At 51.0% G+C, this 18,036-nt stretch carries 13 protein-coding genes; 9 read left to right on the forward strand and 4 right to left on the reverse strand.

Annotated elements, in window-relative coordinates; translation table 11 throughout:
- Positions 1–68: 68 nt before the first annotated feature.
- A complete protein-coding gene (gene aroC, locus DWB84_RS04560; protein ID WP_187408544.1) occupies positions 69–1,169 on the forward strand; it encodes a chorismate synthase in 1,101 nt (366 codons plus the stop codon).
- A gap of 169 nt (positions 1,170–1,338) precedes the next feature.
- Positions 1,339–2,325 (forward strand): hypothetical protein, encoded by a 987-nt coding sequence (locus tag DWB84_RS04565; RefSeq protein WP_187408545.1) that lies wholly within the window; start codon positions 1,339–1,341, stop codon positions 2,323–2,325.
- Between the two features lie 46 nt (positions 2,326–2,371).
- On the opposite strand, the gene DWB84_RS04570 is transcribed toward DWB84_RS04565, so the two are convergent.
- Both DWB84_RS04570 and DWB84_RS04575 read right to left on the reverse strand, forming a co-directional pair.
- Positions 2,372–3,139, reverse strand: a complete 768-nt coding sequence (locus DWB84_RS04570; RefSeq protein ID WP_187408546.1) for a TIGR04219 family outer membrane beta-barrel protein — start codon at positions 3,137–3,139, stop codon at positions 2,372–2,374.
- An 80-nt stretch (positions 3,140–3,219) separates the two neighbouring features.
- Positions 3,220–4,089, reverse strand: coding sequence for a LysR family transcriptional regulator (locus DWB84_RS04575; protein ID WP_187408547.1), 870 nt, complete (start codon positions 4,087–4,089; stop codon positions 3,220–3,222).
- A 136-nt stretch (positions 4,090–4,225) separates the two neighbouring features.
- Between DWB84_RS04575 and leuC the strand changes: the two genes are divergently transcribed.
- From leuC to truA, 6 genes are all read left to right on the forward strand, one after another.
- On the forward strand, positions 4,226–5,659 hold the full coding sequence (leuC, locus tag DWB84_RS04580; protein ID WP_187408548.1) for a 3-isopropylmalate dehydratase large subunit: 1,434 nt from the start codon (positions 4,226–4,228) through the stop codon (positions 5,657–5,659).
- A gap of 13 nt (positions 5,660–5,672) precedes the next feature.
- Positions 5,673–6,320, forward strand: a complete 648-nt coding sequence (gene leuD, locus DWB84_RS04585) for a 3-isopropylmalate dehydratase small subunit (protein WP_187408549.1) — start codon at positions 5,673–5,675, stop codon at positions 6,318–6,320.
- A gap of 14 nt (positions 6,321–6,334) precedes the next feature.
- A complete protein-coding gene (gene leuB / locus DWB84_RS04590) occupies positions 6,335–7,414 on the forward strand; it encodes a 3-isopropylmalate dehydrogenase (RefSeq protein ID WP_187408550.1) in 1,080 nt (359 codons plus the stop codon).
- Positions 7,415–7,441: 27 nt separating this feature from the next.
- Complete coding sequence (gene asd / locus DWB84_RS04595; RefSeq protein WP_187408948.1) at positions 7,442–8,548, forward strand: aspartate-semialdehyde dehydrogenase; 1,107 nt, start codon at positions 7,442–7,444, stop codon at positions 8,546–8,548.
- 316 nt (positions 8,549–8,864) lie between these two features.
- Positions 8,865–12,056: a FimV/HubP family polar landmark protein gene (locus DWB84_RS04600; protein WP_187408551.1), complete on the forward strand. Its 3,192-nt coding sequence runs from the start codon at positions 8,865–8,867 to the stop codon at positions 12,054–12,056.
- 103 nt (positions 12,057–12,159) lie between these two features.
- Complete coding sequence (gene truA / locus DWB84_RS04605; protein ID WP_255428827.1) at positions 12,160–13,002, forward strand: tRNA pseudouridine(38-40) synthase TruA; 843 nt, start codon at positions 12,160–12,162, stop codon at positions 13,000–13,002.
- 327 nt (positions 13,003–13,329) lie between these two features.
- Here the strand turns inward: truA and DWB84_RS04610 are convergent, their stop codons facing one another.
- Together DWB84_RS04610 and metH are read right to left on the reverse strand one after the other, a co-directional pair.
- Complete coding sequence (locus tag DWB84_RS04610; RefSeq protein WP_187408553.1) at positions 13,330–13,530, reverse strand: DUF2970 domain-containing protein; 201 nt, start codon at positions 13,528–13,530, stop codon at positions 13,330–13,332.
- Between the two features lie 16 nt (positions 13,531–13,546).
- Positions 13,547–17,242, reverse strand: a complete 3,696-nt coding sequence (gene metH, locus DWB84_RS04615; protein ID WP_187408949.1) for a methionine synthase — start codon at positions 17,240–17,242, stop codon at positions 13,547–13,549.
- A gap of 157 nt (positions 17,243–17,399) precedes the next feature.
- On the opposite strand from metH, the gene nfuA reads away from it, so the two are divergent.
- Positions 17,400–18,005 (forward strand): Fe-S biogenesis protein NfuA, encoded by a 606-nt coding sequence (nfuA, locus tag DWB84_RS04620; RefSeq protein WP_187408554.1) that lies wholly within the window; start codon positions 17,400–17,402, stop codon positions 18,003–18,005.
- Positions 18,006–18,036 lie beyond the last annotated feature (31 nt).

The raw sequence follows: 18,036 nt of genomic DNA on the forward strand, positions 1-18,036 counted from the left end.
TGCATCCGAGGCAGCATTTGCTGTCACTAAATATATTCACCAACATTCCTTCTAGGTGATCAGCGATTATGGCGGGCAATACATTTGGCAAACTTTTTACCGTAACCACTTTCGGCGAAAGCCATGGCGAGGCGTTGGGCTGCATCATCGATGGTTGTCCTCCGGGAATCGAGTTGAGTGAAGAAGATATTCAGCACGATCTCGACCGCCGCAAACCCGGTCAGTCGCGCTATACCACGCAGCGACGAGAGGAAGATGAGGTAAAAATCCTGTCTGGTGTTTTTGAGGGCAAGACCACCGGCACGCCCATCGGCATGATTATTCAGAATACTGATCAGCGCTCGAAGGACTACAGCAAAATCAAAGATGTCTTCCGCCCGGCGCACGCCGATTACACCTACATGCAGAAATACGGTATTCGCGATTACCGCGGCGGCGGTCGCTCCTCCGCACGTGAAACAGCTATGCGAGTCGCTGCGGGTGCGGTAGCGAAAAAGGTCTTGAAAGAAGGCTGGGGAATTGAGATTCGCGGTTATCTGTCGCAGCTGGGCCCCATAGCTATAGAAACCGTGGATTGGAACGAAGTCAGCAACAATCCTTTCTTCTGTCCTGACGCCTCCAAAGTGCCTGCAATGGAGGAATATATGCAGGCGCTCAGCAAAGAGGGTAATTCTGTTGGCGCCAAAATTACGGTGGTGGCTACCAATATGGTGCCAGGCTTAGGCGAACCTGTATTTGATCGACTCGATGCCGATATCGCCCATGCATTGATGAGCATCAACGCGGTAAAAGGCGTCGAAATTGGTGCTGGCTTCGCGTGTGTCAGTCAGAAAGGAACAGAGCATCGCGATGAAATTACCCCTCAAGGATTTTTGAGCAATAACGCTGGAGGGATATTGGGCGGAATTTCGAGCGGTCAAGACATCATTGCTCACATCGCATTAAAACCAACTTCCAGTCTGCGCATTCCTGGACGCAGTGTCGATGTCAATGGCAATCCAGTAGAGGTTGTTACGACTGGACGTCACGATCCCTGCGTCGGTATAAGGGCTACTCCAATTGCTGAGGCTATGTTGGCATTGGTGTTGGTGGACCACGCCCTGCGTCACAGAGGCCAGAATAGCGATGCTGCGCTTTCTGTCCCGGTTATTCCCGCGTTCGTCGAATAAGGCGGCAGTTGGGCAAATTAAGATGCTGTTTTGATACTTTTTTCTGATAATGGTTTGACTTGGTTAACATTTAAAGGTTGTTGTGGCCTGATTGGGGGTGTAATCTCGGGGGAAGATTTTAGTACGTCCCGTATGGATTATATGGACGATATAACTATAAGGTGAGGCCATGAAAGCACATCTTGTTTTAATTGGATTGTTTCTTCCTCTGTTCAGTGTTCCGGCGATATCGGCTGATTCAAAACAGTGCCCCGTAGTCAATTGTGACTGCGGGGCTATTTCGGATGCGCAGTGGCGCAGTCATTGTGTCAGTCGGGAAAAAAAGGTCATTGAGGACTGCATTGCCAACCAGGGAAATCCAAAAAGTTATTGCGGGTTACACGGCCCAGCGGCTTTTCCTGTAGCGACATCTCTTCAGCCTGATAAAAAACCTCTCGTCATCGAAGATAACGACCCCGCCATTATTGAAAAGCTCATCGCAACCCAAAACTGGTCATTGGATGAGTCCTTTAACATTTTGAAATCCCGCGAGAGCGCCAAACAATATGGCGACGCCGTAAAAATGGCTGGTTTGCTTGAGCGCGACCTGGAGCGTTTATATCAACTGCATCGCCAAGCTGATGCAGTCTACAAGCAACAGGAGCGGGACGATGTCAGCAAGGTGACCGACGCTTTTGCTTTGGCAATGACCGACAGGGCTAAGGCATTGCGGGAATATGCTGCAAAACTTTGGCAATCTGCCGCGAGTGCGGATTCGGACAAAAATCAAAAAGCCCAGCGGGTATTGGCTTTCAGGGTATCCCGGTTGGCTGCGACCGTTTATGAGTATTCAGGTGAGCTCTACAGCTTGGCGGGATCCTCAATTCGATCTGCGGAGTTGTGGCAGGCCGCTGCGGAGGTTTCCCAGATTTTGCGACATTGGGAGCAGGAGACAGAAAACAAACTGCAGCATGTGACGTTTTATCAGGCGCAAGCTGCCTCGCGCTTGCATCGCGCAACCTACCACTTGATCGAAGCTGGACAGGATGATTCCGTTGTCATAACGGCACAGCGTGCTCAAGCTCTCGAAGGTACGCTGGCGGATATCGCCGATACTAGCCACGCCAATCATGAATCTGCGGAAGATATGCGCGCGATCAAACGAGGATCGCGTTAACTAAAGCACCGGCCAATGCCGGTGCGATCAAAAACGCAGGTGCGGTTCAAAAATGCAGAACAAGTTCTGCGAAGGTGCCTGACATTTTGGCGTCTGCGTAAAGATCATCAAATTTCTCGGCGCGTAACGTTAGTACCCGATAGCCGACATTTACGCCTATATCCAGCAAAGGCGTTACTTCAAAAGAGTAGCCGAGGCGCACAGATGCATCCGTCATCTTATCTCCCCGGTAAGTTATCCCTTGTGCGGTTGCTCCTACACGCCAGCCTGAACCTGGAAAATCCAGTTGGAGATTGGCGTAAGCCATGGGCAATACGCCTTCGAGTGTCGCTCGCGCGGGCTGGCTCAGCTCGGATTGCACCTCTACATAGCCTTCCAAAAAGCGCGCTGTGATACCCAGATCGAAGGTTACCCAGTTATCCAACAGCTCGTAGTAGAAGGTCGCATCTGTATGCGAGAGATCTATATCGGTCAGTACTTGAACCTGGGCGTCAATTGGCACTCCGCCAATAATGAAACTCTGTGAAGTGATGGACGATTCCGTTGCAGAAATCGTGCTGTGCATTAAACGCAAATTGGGGATAACCGGAATCGGATGTTCGAGTGCAAGCCAGAACACGTTGCTGTTCTCATTCTCGAACCCGAGGTCGTTCAGCGTCGTAGTAGCGCCGTTTTGTCCCACGTCACCTTGAAGGTCGATATACCAATGGCCAACGCCACCATACAAGCCGAATATGGTATCTCCCCATGCTGTGCCGCAAGCGCTTGCGAGACAGGCTGCCAATATTAAATTTCGTGTTTTTTTATGTTTCATAACAGTTGATCCGTGTACCGAAAGCTCGGCAATCAGTTTCTTATAGCAGAGAAGTTGTTCAGTCTGTGTGCGCTTTACCCTCATGGGGAGCGATTGGCGCGCAGGACTTCATAAAAAGCTTCAGCAGCATTGCTCAGTTGTCTACGTTGATGGCGGGCCAAGCCCAGCCTGCGGGTAAGAACAACGCCGCCAAGTCTCAATGGGCGAATTTGCTCATCCACCATGGACTCTGGCAAAACGCTCCAACCGAGACCTACCGAAACCATCATTTTGATAGTTTCCAGATAATTCGTCGTCATATTTATTGTGAGCGGAAGATTGCGGTCATCGAAACAGCGTTTGACCAGGCGGCCTGTATAAGTGCTGAGGTCGGGGAGGATTGCCGGTGATTCGCTCAGGGCGAGCAGGTTGGTGTTGGTGGATAAATCCGAGTCCAAACTGGTGACGAAGCGCATATTGTCTTGCCAGAGCGGTTCAAATTCCAATTGATCAATAGGGTCCGGAGCCAGAGTTACCACCGCCAGTTCACACTGCCCGCGATGGACGCGTTCCAGCGCCACTTCCGAATCCAGAAACTCGAATTTGAGATTGACCTTCGGATAATTCGACGCAAATGCACGCAGCACCGGCGGCAGTTTGTGCAAGCCTACGTGGTGACTGGTCGCCACGCGCAGTTCACCTTTCACCTCACCGGATAAATCCGCCAGCGCCCGTTTAGCTTCGTCGAGCTGGCGAACGATTTGCTCCGCGCGGGGAAGTAGGGCGCGCCCGGCCTGGGTGAGTTGAATCGTTTTGCCCAGGCGATCAAAAAGAACCGTATCCACCGCCTGCTCAAGTGCGGCAATACGCTTGCTGACGGCGGGTTGGGTGATGCACAGATCATCCGCCGCCAGGGAAAACGACTTAAACCGGGCGACGCTGAGAAAGGCGCGTAGGTTCTCCAATTCCATAAGGATTCCTATTGGGAATTCAATTTATAAAAATAATGAATTGGAGTTATTTTAGATGCTCTCCTACCATAAGCGCTATTCGCCGGATGTATTTTCGGTGCACCGCATTTTCAGGTTACAGCGTTTGGAGATCTCAATGGCTGGAATGACTCTTTATGACAAGTTGTGGCAATCCCACCTCGTGTTGCAGCGGGATGATGGATCGGCACTTATTTACATTGACCGCCATATCGTTCATGAAGTGACGTCGCCACAAGCGTTTGAAGGTCTGCGTCTGGCCGGGCGCAAGCCTTGGCGGGTAAACAGCATTGTGGCCACGCCAGACCACAACGTGCCGACCACCCCGCAAGAGCGCTCTTCCGGCGTCGATGGTATCGCAGACCCCATTTCTAAAATCCAGGTGAAAACACTCGACGAGAACTGCGACGAACTGGGCATTCTGGAATTCAAAATCAATGACCACCGTCAGGGCATCGTCCACGTGGTCGGCCCTGAAACCGGCGCTTGTTTGCCCGGCATGACCATCGTCTGCGGCGACTCTCATACCTCTACCAACGGCGCATTGGGCGCTTTGGCGTTCGGTATCGGCACCAGTGAAGTCGAGCACGTAATGGCGACTCAATGTCTCGTAGCCAAAAAAATGAAAAGCATGCTGGTTCAGGTCGATGGCCAGCTCGGTCCCGGTGTGACCCCTAAAGATGTCGTTTTGGCCATCATCGGCGAAATTGGTACTGCAGGCGGAACCGGATACGCCATTGAATTCGGCGGTGAAGTCTTCCGTTCCATGTCCATGGAAGGTCGCTTGACCGTTTGTAATATGGCCATCGAAGCTGGCGCGCGCGCCGGTATGGTCGCTGTGGATGACATTACGTTGGAGTATGTCAAAAACAAACCTTTCGCTCCCAAAGGCGCTTTGTGGGATAAAGCAGTGGCGGAGTGGAGCCAATTGCACAGCGATCCTGACGCAAAATTCGATCGCGTGGTTCGTCTCAACGGCAGCGATATCAAACCGCAAGTTACCTGGGGTACCTCGCCGGAAATGGTATTGCCCGTTTCCGAGAGAGTGCCCGATCCCGCTGTGGAATCCGACGCAGTGAAAAAGGCGAGCATCGAGCGCGCGCTCCAGTACATGGGCTTGAATGCAGGGCAACCCATTAGCGAGATTGCGATTGATAAAGTCTTTATCGGCTCCTGCACCAACTCCCGTATTGAAGATATCCGCAGTGCCGCTCTTGTGGTGAAAGGCCGCAAAAAAGCGCCATCTGTAAAACTCGCCATGGTGGTTCCAGGTTCTGGACAAGTTAAGGCTCAAGCGGAAGCCGAAGGTTTGGACAAAATCTTCCGCGACGCAGGTTTTGAATGGCGCGAACCTGGATGCTCCATGTGCCTTGCCATGAATGCCGACCGGCTCGAACCCGGTGAGCGCTGCGCTTCCACCTCCAATCGCAATTTCGAAGGCCGGCAGGGTTATGGCGGTCGCACGCATTTGGTGAGCCCGGCAATGGCCGCAGCAGCGGGTATCGCTGGCCATTTTGTCGATGTGCGCCAGTTGCTGGAATCCGGTCAGTAATGGGGAAGATGTTATGAAAAGTTTTACGCGTTTAGTTGGATTGGTCGCGCCTATGGATCGGGCAAACGTCGATACGGATTTGATCATCCCCAAACAATTTCTGAAATCAATTGCGCGCACAGGCTTTGGTCCCAACGCTTTTGATGAACTGCGTTATCTCGACAAAGGCGAGCCCGGCAAGGACAACTCAACCCGGCCGCTCAACCCTGATTTTCCGCTGAATTTTCCGCGTTATCAGGGCGCGAGCATTTTGCTCACGCGCGAGAATTTTGGTTGCGGTTCCAGTCGTGAGCACGCGCCTTGGGCTTTGGATGAATACGGCTTCCGCTGCATCATCGCGCCCAGTTTTGCCGACATATTTTTCAACAACTGCTTCAAAAACGGCTTGTTGCCTGTCGTGCTTCCCGCCGATGTCGTCTCTGAGCTTTTTGAAGAACTCTACGCCAACGAGGGTTATCAATTAACCGTCGATTTGGAGCAGCAGACCGTGACGCGCCCGGATGGCAAAAGCCATTCGTTCGAAGTCGACGCGTTCCGCAAGCATTGTTTGTTGAACGGCTTGGATGACATAGGTCTGACATTACAAGACGCCGACCACATCCGCGCTTATGAAGCCAAGCGCAGAGAAAGCGCGCCATGGCTGTTTGGTATCACTGAATAATTAACGGAGCATTCATGCCAAAAAAAATCGTTTTATTGCCTGGGGACGGTATTGGCCCGGAAATCGTTGCTGAAGCGCGCAAGGTTCTCGAAAAGGTCGATCAGCTCTTTAAGTTGGATTTGTCTTTCGAAACCGATTTGATCGGTGGCAGCGCCCTCGACGTCCACGGCGTGCCTCTGGCGGATTCCACCTTGGATCGCTGCCGCAGTGCTGACGCCATTTTGATGGGCTCTGTAGGTGGTCCTAAGTGGGACCATTTCGAACCTGCTTTACGTCCGGAAAAAGGTTTGTTGCGTCTGCGTTATGACCTCGGTCTGTACGCTAACTTGCGCCCGGCGATTCTCTATCCGCAATTGGCGGATGCGTCCACGCTCAAGCGCGAAGTGGTTGCCGGACTGGATATTTTGATCGTGCGCGAACTGACCGGCGGTATTTATTTCGGTAAACCGCGCGGCATTCGCACTTTGGAAAACGGTGAGCGCGAAGGTTTCAACACCTACGTTTATGCCGAGCATGAAATCGAGCGTATCGGTCGCACTGCATTTGAAATGGCGCGCAAGCGCAAAGGCAAATTGTGCTCCGTGGATAAGGCCAATGTGTTGGAAGTGACCGTATTGTGGCGTGAAGTGATGGATCGTCTCGCTCCGGAATATCCGGATGTTCAGCTGAGCCATATGTACGTCGACAACGCCGCTATGCAGTTGGTACGCGCGCCTAAACAGTTCGATGTCATTGTGACCGGAAATATGTTCGGTGACATTTTGTCCGATGCTGCTGCTATGTTGACCGGTTCAATCGGTATGTTGCCATCCGCTGCGCTGAATAAAGAAAGCCGTGGTTTGTACGAGCCTGTACACGGCTCCGCACCCGACATCGCAGGGCAGGGCATAGCCAACCCGCTGGCGACCATTCTGTCTGCCTCCATGATGCTGCGCTATTCGCTCGCACAGAAAGAAGCCGCTGATGCGATCGACGCAGCTGTCGGCCGAGTTCTGGATCAAGGCTATAGAACGGCCGACATTTACAGTGAAGGCATGAAAAAAGTTGGTACCGCTGAGATGGGCGACGCAGTTGTCGCAGCTCTGGCAAACTGATTCGCTCTTTTGGAGATTTAAAACATGATGCAAGTAGGTTTTGTTGGTTGGCGCGGAATGGTTGGTTCCGTTTTGATGGGTCGCATGCGCGAAGAAAATGACTTCGCGACAATCAACCCGGTGTTTTTCACTACCTCCAATGTTGGTGGTCAGGGCCCTGATGTCGGCAAGCCAGTAGCTCCACTCAAAGACGCTTATGACATTGAAGCGTTGAAAGCGATGGATGCCATTATTTCCTGTCAGGGTGGCGATTACACAACCGCCATCATCGACCAATTGCGTGCAGCTGGCTGGCAAGGCTATTGGATTGATGCGGCGTCAACTTTGCGAATGAAAGATGACGCCATCATCATTCTGGACCCCGTCAATGACCAGGTAATCCGCAATGGACTTAAAAATGGCATCAAGAACTATGTCGGTGGAAACTGTACTGTCAGTTTGATGCTGATGGGCTTGGGCGGACTGTTCCAAAATGGTCTGGTGGAGTGGGTGAGTTCCATGACTTATCAAGCCGCCAGTGGTGCCGGTGCGCAAAATATGCGCGAGCTGATCAGCCAGATGGGAACTATCCATTCTTCTGTCGCTGATAAATTGGCCGATCCTGCCAGTGCGATTTTGGAAATCGACCGCCAAGTTGCCGAGACCATGCGTTCAAGCGATTTCCCGAAAGAGCATTTTGGCGCTCCTTTGGCGGGCAGCTTGTTGCCTTATATAGATAAGCAGCTCGACAACGGTCAGAGCCGTGAAGAGTGGAAAGCGCAAGCTGAAACCAACAAAATTCTCGGCAACGCCCAGCCGATTCCAATGGATGGTATCTGCGTTCGCATCGGTGCTATGCGCTGCCACAGCCAGGCGCTGACCATCAAATTGACCCAAGACCTTCCTTTGGCTGAGATCGAACAGATTATTGCTGGAGCCAATGAATGGGTTAAGGTAATTCCCAATACCCGCGAAGCCTCCATGCAAGAGCTGACACCTACCAAAGTCACTGGAACTCTGTCGATCCCGGTGGGCCGTTTGCGCAAGATGAATATGGGGCCACAATACCTGTCTGCTTTCACTGTGGGCGATCAGTTGTTGTGGGGAGCGGCAGAGCCTTTGCGTCGTATGTTGCGCATCCTGCAACAGCATTAATTCATTTTCCTTCCAGCGCCTCATATCTTTGGGGCGCAATTTTATTTCCCCTTGCTATAGTTTCATTATATTGGCGTTATTTTTTGGTTCGACCATGGCTTGGAAACTTGGTAAAAGCCGAGCTGGCGACAAAACATCGATAACCAAAAGTGTTGTTTAAGTGGCTTATATCTGGCCTTAAGTTGATAAAACGCTACTTATAATGAATACTTACAGCGATAACTGAAAGACTATTCTAGGTTTTCGGCCGTCTGTAGCCTCGCCGTTTACTGGGCGCATCTTTGGCTAATAACCATACATGATAAGGATTCCTCCTATGGGGCTTCGCACTAAAGCGTATTTCATCGGCGCGTATCTGACTTTTTTCTCGTCAGTTGCCGCAGCGCTCGGCTTAGGTGAAATCAAGCTCAACTCCTTTCTCAATCAACCCCTCGATGCCGAAATCCAGCTATTACATGTCCGCGATCTGACCGAGCGCGAGATTTTGATTGGAATTGCTTCGCCAGAGGAATTTCAACGAGCAGGTGTTGATAGAACCTACTTCGTAACAGACCTGCAATTTGCAGTGGATCTGAAAGCTGCAGGTGGCCCGGTAGTAAAAGTAACCAGCCGCCAGCCGGTGAGAGAACCCTTCCTCAACTTCATAGTGACAGCGCGCTGGCCCAGCGGTAAGTTGCTGCGCGAATATACCTTGTTGGTCGATCTGCCGGTGTTCACTGGTACTAAAGCGGGCCCCGTACAAGCTGCGAGTCAGCCGAAAGCAGCGGAAAGACCAGACAGATCTACCTCGAGCACCTCGCAAGCCTCAGAGCGTCGCCGCGAAACCGCTCCTGTTGAAACGCGCAGACCTGCAGAGACCGTTAGTAGTTTTTCGAGTGACACCTACGGCCCTGTAGGAGCTAATGAAACACTCTGGACTATTGCCTCCAAAGCGCGGCCTGATAACTCCGTTTCAGTACAGCAAACAATGCTGGCGATTCAACGTTTGAATCCTGAGGCTTTTATTAACGGCAACATTAATTTGTTACGCCGTGGTCAGGTATTGCGCATTCCCGATAAAGAAGAAATCCAGAAATTGACCGCGCGTGAGGCTATTCAAAAAGTTGCTGAGCAAAATCGCAATTGGAATCGACGTGCAACTCCTGCCGCAGAACAAGCTCAACTTGAAGGCAGCCGAAATGTGGCGCCCAGCCGTTCCGAACCTGCTGCGGTAGAAGGTCGGGTTAAGTTGTCGACCAGTACATCCGGTGCCCGTACTGCCCAAGGAGCTGGTGCAGACGGTGGTGAGGGAGAAGCCGTTGCAGAAGCACTGACTCAGACCCAGGAAGAGTTGGATGCAGCAGGGCGTGAAAATGCCGATCTGAAATCGCGAATCCGCGCGATGGAAGAGCAAATTGAAACCATGGAGCGGTTGGTTGAAGTCAGCAGTGAAGAGATGCGCGCTTTGGAACTTGCAGCTCAGCAAGCTAATGAAGCCCGTTCCCAAACAGCGGAAGAGGTTGCTGAAACCACTTCAGCGACTCAGGAAGAGCCAAAATCTGAACTCGCACAAGTTCAAACGCCGCCGGTACAAACTCAACCGGCACCCATTCAGCCACAAAAATCTTGGCTCGATCTCGCCAAAGAAAACATTGTGTACATAGGTGCGGGACTGGGCGCTCTCATACTCGGGTTGATTGCTCTGATCTTCCTGCGCAAACGCAACGAAGCTGCCGACGACGAGTTCTACGACAGCTACGATGGGGATACAGCTGCGGATCTGAATTTTGAAGAGGATATCCGAGCGGAAGACGACAGGACTGTTCCCTATATTTCCTCCAGTGAAATAGAGAGTGAGGAACCGGAAAGAACATTTGCGGAAGCTGAAACTGAAGACGTCGTTGGTGAATGCGATATTCATATCGCCTACGGTCAATACGACTTGGCTGAAGACAAACTGGTGCGTGCTCTGGAGAAAGAGCCCGACAATGTCGCCGTCCGACTGAAACTGCTTGAAGTCTTTGCTGCTCAAGGGGATGGTGAGCGCTTCGACCATCACTACGCCACCTTGAGAACAATAGGTACACCTGAGGCGATTGACCGCGCGGCAGCTATGCGTGAATCAATAGAGGGAATTGGCGAATTTGATCCAGCTGCGCATGAAGTTTCCGATGCGACCGTTGTGAAAAATCGGGCTCAAGAGGAAACCTTCGACTTTGGCGAAGAAGAGGTAGTACCTACCGATTCCTTGTCCGACGATACGCTGGACTTTGATTTCAATGATGTGGATGAGTTGGTTGATTCATCCAGCGCTCAGAACGAAGGCGCGCTCGACACCCTCGATTTCGATCTGACATTGGAGGGGGAGGAGACTCAAGATACTGATTCTGCATCCTTGGCAACGGACGATTTTGATTTAGACATCAGTAGTGACGAATTGCGCTTGCAGCCAGAAGCGGGAGCCGAGTTTGCAGACGCAGAAACTGAATTTGCAGAGGGCTCAACTGAGTTCGCTGACTCAAATGATCTTGCCGATCTGGATTTCGATTTAGATACCCCTGAAGGGGAAGGCAAATCTGACAGCGATTTCGATCTGGACTTCGCTGATGTTGATCAAATCACCAATGCCGATACAGCCTTTGCTGATGAGGCGCCGGCTGACTTTGACTTGGATCTTGATGATCAAGAAGAGAAGCTAACAACTGAATTCGCTGATGATCTGGTGGCGGAGCGAGCTGCACCCAAGACAGAAGAGGATTTTGAGTTTTCAGACGTAGATCTGGCTCTGACTGATGATCAGGCCGAAGCGAATTTTGCGGATTTGGATGAAAGCCTGGACTTCGACTTGGATGGTGACTTAAAGCAGGAAACAGCGCTCGAAGATGAGCCTCCTGTATTGTCCAGCGACGATCAAGCAGAGGATGAAAATCTGTCTGCGCTTGAATTAGAAGATCTGCAGGATCTGGATTTCGATTCTGATGTGGAATCCGAGTCTGCAGTGGCCAAGGATTTTGAAGACGAATTTGATTTCGACAAAGAAGTCAATCTTGATGAGCTGGATCACGAGCTGGATGCCTTGGCCTCGGACATAGGCGCAGACCATATGGAAGAGCCGGTGCTGGACTTTGACGACAGCAGCAGCTCAACCGCCTCGGAAGAAACAACTTTCGCTGAGGATGACGGGTTCTCTGCGGACGATTTCCTCGCAGATGAAAATTTGGAAGATCTTTCTGCTGTTGATAACGAGGTGGCTGAGACTCAAGAATCCGAACTGTCTCCGGTGGATCAAGAATCTGCGGATTCAGAGGCTGATTTCGAAATCCCGGATTTTGATCCAGAAAATGACGATGACAGCAATTTGGATTTCCTCTCTGATAATGATGAGACGGCAACCAAGCTGGATTTGGCTCGAGCTTACATCGATATGGGCGATGCCGATGGCGCAAAAGACATATTGGATGAAATCATGGAAGAGGGTAATGACGAACAGAAACAGGAAGCAGAAGCTTTGCTGGCCCGCATCGGTTAAGTTCTACAACTTTTGAGTTTGCTAAGGCTTTGCATGTACGCATGCAAAGCCTTTTTATTTAGGTCCTATGACATATTCTCCAAACTGCGAAATAAAACCGGGAATGTCGTTGCCTGAGGGGGTGCGGCGTTTTGCCTTGGTTGTCGAATATGACGGCAGTCAGTATCAGGGTTTTCAACGACAGGCCAGCGCCAAAAAAACGGTGCAAGGTGAATTGGAACGCGCTTTATCACTGATTGCCGCGCAGCCTGTAACACTTGTTTGCGCTGGACGAACAGATGCCGGCGTGCACGCCACTCATCAAGTGGTCCACTTTGATTGTTCTGCCCCGCGGGCAGAAAAAGCCTGGTTGGACGGGACCAACACCAAGCTGCCGGATTCCATTCGGGTGAAATGGGCTGCGCAGGTGCCAGGAGAATTCCACGCGCGTTTTTCTGCATTGGCGCGCACCTATAGGTATTTCACCTATATCAGCAAGGTCCGTTCAGCCTTTTTGCCAGTGAGCGCCACCTGGTCGAGGGATGACCTGGACGTAGAAGCTATGCAAGAGGCCGCCAGGCGTTTAGTGGGCGAGCATGACTTCTCGTCTTTTCGCTCTAGTCAGTGTCAGGCACATAGTCCTGTGCGACGAATCGATTACATCCGGTTTGTGCGCCAAGGGGATTTCATCGGCATGGAGATCAAGGCCAACGCCTTTCTCCATCATATGGTGAGAAACATCATGGGATGCCTGTTTGAGATCGGACGAGCGGCGCGTCCTGCTGAGTGGTTGGATGAGCTGCTCACCGCTCGGGATCGCCGTCTGGCCGCTCCTACGGCACATCCGCACGGGCTCTATCTTGTGGGGGTGGACTATCCTGCCGAATTTGGGATTCCGGCTGGATCTGCCCACAAAGGCATGTTTGGGTTCTCGGAGGCTGATTTCACAAACCTCAAGGTCGATTGAGCTGAATTCAGCTTGATTTGTGAACAGTGTCTGGGCGCTGCTATGCTGTTTAGGTGAAACTGCAAACAGATGTTGCGGTGGCGCTCCCAACGCGCCGGTAAGATGTTTCCATTCCGATAGATCCAACAATAACGAGAGGAAGGTACTCTATGAGCCATCAAGAAATTGAAATGCAGGAAACAGGTGACAGTGTTGCCGATGCGGTAGCAGCAGTGGTTCTGATAGCTGTATTTGTAGTTACCTGCATTTTTTGGGTGAGCGGACAATAGATCTTCGAGCGAGCAGGCTATTGCTTGGGCGGGCAGCAATAGCCTTAGCTGCTTTGGCTTATGGGGCTATGCTTTTCGCTATTAAGACAAGCCCGCCAATAAATAAGCCCGCCAAGATGATCCCTACAATCATGAACGGCAATATGCTGCTCTGTTGAAAATCAGCTTGGCGATTCCGTTCGCTCTGTACGCCAATAAAAGCAGCCAAGGTACTCAGCAATACGCGCCCGAGTGATGCTTTTTGCGGTTCTTCTGCCATATTTCACCTATTAAGGTTATGTCGGGCTGTAATCGAGATTCGGTTGCAGCCATCTTTCTATTGACTGTTTATCGACGCCTTTTCGTTTAGCCAGTTCTTCAACTTGGTCTGCGCCGATTTTGCCAACACCAAAATATTTCGCTTGCGGATGCGCAAAATACCAGCCGGACACTGCTGCCGTCGGGAACATGGCGAAATGTTCCGTCAGTTTCACTCCGGTCTCATTGGTGGCATTTAACAAACGAAACAGAGTGGCTTTTTCCGTATGGTCCGGGCAGGCTGGATAGCCCGGAGCGGGTCGAATTCCTTGATAACGCTCTTTGATCAAGGCTTCGTTATCGAGGCTCTCGGCCGCCGCATATCCCCAAAATTCTTTACGGACACGCTCATGCATACGTTCGGCAAAAGCTTCGGCCAAGCGATCCGCCAAGGCTTTTACCATAATTGAATTATAGTCATCGCCTTTGGCTTCATACTCTTTAGCGAGTTCTTCAGCTCCGATTCCTGCTGTAACTACGAAAGCTCCAATGTAATCCTGTTTGCCTGAAGTTTGCGGAGCTACGAAGTCCGCGAGCGAATACAAGCGTCCATCGACGGTGTTTTTGTCCTGCTGCTGGCGAAGATGATGCAAGCGTACCGGAGCAGAATCCTGTGGCTGAACCAGAATATCGTCGTCATCCACAGTATTGGCGGGCCAAAAGCCAATGACTGCGCTGGCTGAGATTCGGTTGTGGGCGATTATGTCATCCAACAAGCGGCGCGCATCTTGATACAACTGCGTTGCTGCCTGCCCAACGACTTCATCCTGCAGAATGTCCGGATATTTCCCGGCTAAATCCCAGCTCATAAAAAACGGCGTCCAATCGATATAGTCGACCAGTTCTTTTAATGGGTAATTCTTGAAGGTGCGAATACCTGTAAAACTCGGTGCCGGAGGCGTGTAATCATCCCAATTGATTTCGGGGCGGCGTTTAATTGCTTCTTTATATGGGATAAGCGGGCGGCGCTGCCGGTTGGCATTGCGCTCGCGCACTTTTTCGTATTCCGCTTTTACACCCGCGACAAATTGGTCGCGCTGCTCCGTCGATAAAAGTTGGCTGGCAACGCCGACAGCGCGCGACGCATCGGGAACATAAATAACTTGGTTATTGTGATATTGCGGTTCGATTTTTACCGCGGTATGCGCTTTTGATGTAGTAGCTCCGCCAATCAACAGGGGGATATTAAAACCCTGGCGCTGCATTTCAGAAGCGACGGTCACCATTTCATCCAGAGACGGTGTAATCAAACCCGATAGACCGATAATGTCGCAAGATTTTTCCCGCGCGACTTGCAGAATAGTTTCGCAGGGCACCATAACGCCGAGGTCAATCACTTCAAAGTTGTTGCACTGAAGAACAACACCGACGATGTTTTTGCCAATGTCGTGCACGTCGCCTTTTACGGTCGCCATTAAAATGCGGCCGTTGGTTTTGGTGTCGGCAGTTTTTTCCTGCTCAATAAAAGGCCGTAAATAAGCGACCGCTTGTTTCATAACACGAGCGGATTTTACCACCTGAGGCAAAAACATTTTTCCCGCGCCGAAAAGATCTCCCACAACGTTCATGCCGTCCATTAGGGGGCCTTCGATAACGTCAAGCGGACGAGAGGCTTGCTGCCGCGCTTCCTCAGTATCTTCGATGATATGAGTGGTGATGCCTTTTACCAGCGCATGTTCCAGTCTTTTATTGACGGGAAGTTCGCGCCAAGCCTGATCTTCTTTTTTGGCAGTTGCGCCGTCGTCGCGATATTTTTCCGCGAGTTCAACAAGATTTTCCGTCGCATGCGGATGGCGATTCAAAATGACATCTTCCACCGCGCCGCGCAGTTCGCTGGGCAGATCATCATAAATTGCCAGCTGGCCGGCGTTTACGATACCCATATTCATGCCGGCTTTAATGGCGTGATAAAGGAACACGGAATGAATGGCCTCGCGCACGGGATTATTGCCGCGGAATGAGAAAGACACGTTACTCACTCCGCCGGAAACGGATGCGTAGGGCAAATTTTCACGAATCCACTGGGTAGCTTCTATGAAATCAACCGCATAGTTGTTGTGCTCATCAATGCCTGTAGCTACCGCAAAAATATTGGGGTCAAAAATGATGTCTGCCGGATTCATTCCGACTTGCTGCGTCAAAATCTTATAGCTGCGTTCGCAAATTTCTTTTTTTCTTGCTGCAGTGTCCGCCTGGCCTTTTTCATCGAACGCCATCACAACAACCGCTGCACCGTATTTTCGGCACAGAGTTGCTTGCTTGATAAATTCTTCTTCGCCGCCTTTTAGACTGATGGAATTGACAATGGCTTTGCCCTGGATGCATTTGAGGCCGGCTTCAATAACGTTCCATTTGGATGAATCCACCATAATGGGAACGCGGGCGATATCGGGTTCCCCGGCGATCAGGTTGAGAAATCGCACCATGGCTTTTTCGGCATCCAACATGCCTTCATCCATGTTGATATCTATAACCTGCGCGCCGTTTTCCACTTGTTCCAATGCCACTTCGAGAGCGGTGGTGTAATCGCCGCTGACGATGAGTTTTTTAAAGCGAGCAGAACCCGTAACGTTGCAGCGTTCGCCGACATTAACGAACAGTGAGTCTTTGGAAATGTTGAAGGGCTCCAAGCCAGACAAACGACATGCAGGTTCGATTTGCGGCAGGGAGCGCGGCTTATAGGCTTTCACCTTTTCCGCGATGGCCGCTATATGCGCAGGAGTAGTTCCGCAGCAGCCGCCGACGATATTGAGAAATCCGCTCGCGGCAAATTCGCCTACGATTTCTGCCATTTCCTCGGCGGATTGATCGTAGGCGCCAAATTCGTTGGGCAATCCCGCATTGGGGTGAGCAGACACGTAGCAAGCGGAAATGCGCGATAGCTCTTTGATATAGGGGCGTAATTCAGCTGCACCCAGCGCGCAGTTGAGGCCTATGGAAAGTGGTTTTGCATGGGCGAGCGAGTTGTAGAAGGCTTCGGTTGTCTGACCGGACAGGGTGCGACCAGAAGCATCGGTAATGGTGCCCGAAATCATGATCGGCAGCTCGCATGCGTTATCTTCGAAATAATCGAAGATCGCGAATATGGCAGCCTTGGCGTTTAAAGTGTCGAAGATGGTTTCGACCATCAATATGTCTGCGCCACCTTTTACGAGTCCATCAATGGCCACTTTGTAGTCGCTGACGAGTTGGTCGAAAGTAATATTGCGCGCGCCCGGGTCGTTTACGTCCGGAGAGATAGAGCAGGTTCGGCTGGTTGGGCCTAAAACTCCCGCAACAAAACGAGGCTTATCAGGTGTCTGTGCAGAAAATTTGTCAGCTGCCTGGCGTGCGAGTTGCGCTGCAGTGAAATTTAATTCGAATACCAGCTCTTCCAGATGGTAATCTGCTTGAGATACCGCTGTACTATTAAACGTATTGGTTTCGATGATATCCGCACCCGCCGCCAAATAGGCTTCATGGATCTCCGTGATGATATGAGGCTGGGTGATGCACAGTAGGTCGTTATTTCCCTTGAGATCAGATCGGTGCTCGGCGAAACGCACGCCCCTATAATCTTTGTCGCTTAACTTATAGCTCTGAATCATGGTGCCCATGGCACCGTCCAGAATCAGAATACGCTGACGAAGCTGGTCGTGAAGAGAGGTTAGGCGACGGTTTTGGTCCACGGAAATATACCTATATCAAAATTTTTTGATGCAGAGTCGAAATTGTAACAGAATCCCGTTACGCCATGCTGTTTAAATCCCTTGGAATTGGCTAAAATACCCGAGTAATTTACTCGGTCTTTGTTCGTTTATAGTTACGAACGTTTGTTGTGAGAAGGTTTTTATGTCCCAAGCTGAAAAGTGGGTTCCTGCTGTCACTATTACTGAATCCGCCCAAGCATACTTGGCGGAGCTTTTGCGCAAGCAGAACTGTGAAGGCATTGGTATCCGAATGTTCGTCGCTAGCCCCGGAACTCCCCAGGCGGAAACTTGCATTGCTTACTTGCGTCCAGGTGAGGAAAAGGAAGGGGATGTGTGCGTACCGTTAAATGGCTTCAATGCTTGGTTTGAAGGAAAGAGCATCCCGTACCTGGAAGATGCCAAGGTGGATTATTCTCCCGACCGTATGGGCGGACAACTCACTATCCGGGCACCCAATTCTAAGATGCCCAAAATCAGTGACGACAGTCCGATCGAAGACAAGGTCAACTATGTGCTTTACAACGATGTAAACCCTGGTTTGGCAGCTCACGGTGGTAACGTAAGCCTTGTGCAAATTACCGAAGATGGATATGCCGTATTGAAATTTGGTGGCGGTTGTCAGGGATGCAGTGCAGTTGATTTGACCCTTAAAGAAGGGGTTGAAAAAACCTTGGTATCAAAAATCCCCGAATTAAAAGGCGTGAAAGATGTAACGGACCACAGCGATACATCAAATGCTTACTATTAATTAATCGACTTCTGAATCTGAGGTGATGCGG

The sequence above is a fragment of the Saccharophagus sp. K07 genome (genome assembly GCF_014336955.1).
In the GTDB taxonomy this organism is placed as follows: domain Bacteria; phylum Pseudomonadota; class Gammaproteobacteria; order Pseudomonadales; family Cellvibrionaceae; genus UBA5868.

Bases quoted from the DNA above. Each gene is read 5' to 3' on its own strand.
- aroC (WP_187408544.1), top strand. From the start codon at position 69: ATGGCGGGCAATACATTTGGCAAACTTTTTACCGTAACCACTTTCGGC.
- DWB84_RS04565 (WP_187408545.1), top strand. From the start codon at position 1,339: ATGAAAGCACATCTTGTTTTAATTGGATTGTTTCTTCCTCTGTTCAGT.
- DWB84_RS04570 (WP_187408546.1), bottom strand. From the start codon at position 3,139: ATGAAACATAAAAAAACACGAAATTTAATATTGGCAGCCTGTCTCGCA.
- DWB84_RS04575 (WP_187408547.1), bottom strand. From the start codon at position 4,089: ATGGAATTGGAGAACCTACGCGCCTTTCTCAGCGTCGCCCGGTTTAAG.
- leuC (WP_187408548.1), top strand. From the start codon at position 4,226: ATGGCTGGAATGACTCTTTATGACAAGTTGTGGCAATCCCACCTCGTG.
- leuD (WP_187408549.1), top strand. From the start codon at position 5,673: ATGAAAAGTTTTACGCGTTTAGTTGGATTGGTCGCGCCTATGGATCGG.
- leuB (WP_187408550.1), top strand. From the start codon at position 6,335: ATGCCAAAAAAAATCGTTTTATTGCCTGGGGACGGTATTGGCCCGGAA.
- asd (WP_187408948.1), top strand. From the start codon at position 7,442: ATGCAAGTAGGTTTTGTTGGTTGGCGCGGAATGGTTGGTTCCGTTTTG.
- DWB84_RS04600 (WP_187408551.1), top strand. From the start codon at position 8,865: ATGGGGCTTCGCACTAAAGCGTATTTCATCGGCGCGTATCTGACTTTT.
- truA (WP_255428827.1), top strand. From the start codon at position 12,160: ATGTCGTTGCCTGAGGGGGTGCGGCGTTTTGCCTTGGTTGTCGAATAT.
- DWB84_RS04610 (WP_187408553.1), bottom strand. From the start codon at position 13,530: ATGGCAGAAGAACCGCAAAAAGCATCACTCGGGCGCGTATTGCTGAGT.
- nfuA (WP_187408554.1), top strand. From the start codon at position 17,400: ATGTCCCAAGCTGAAAAGTGGGTTCCTGCTGTCACTATTACTGAATCC.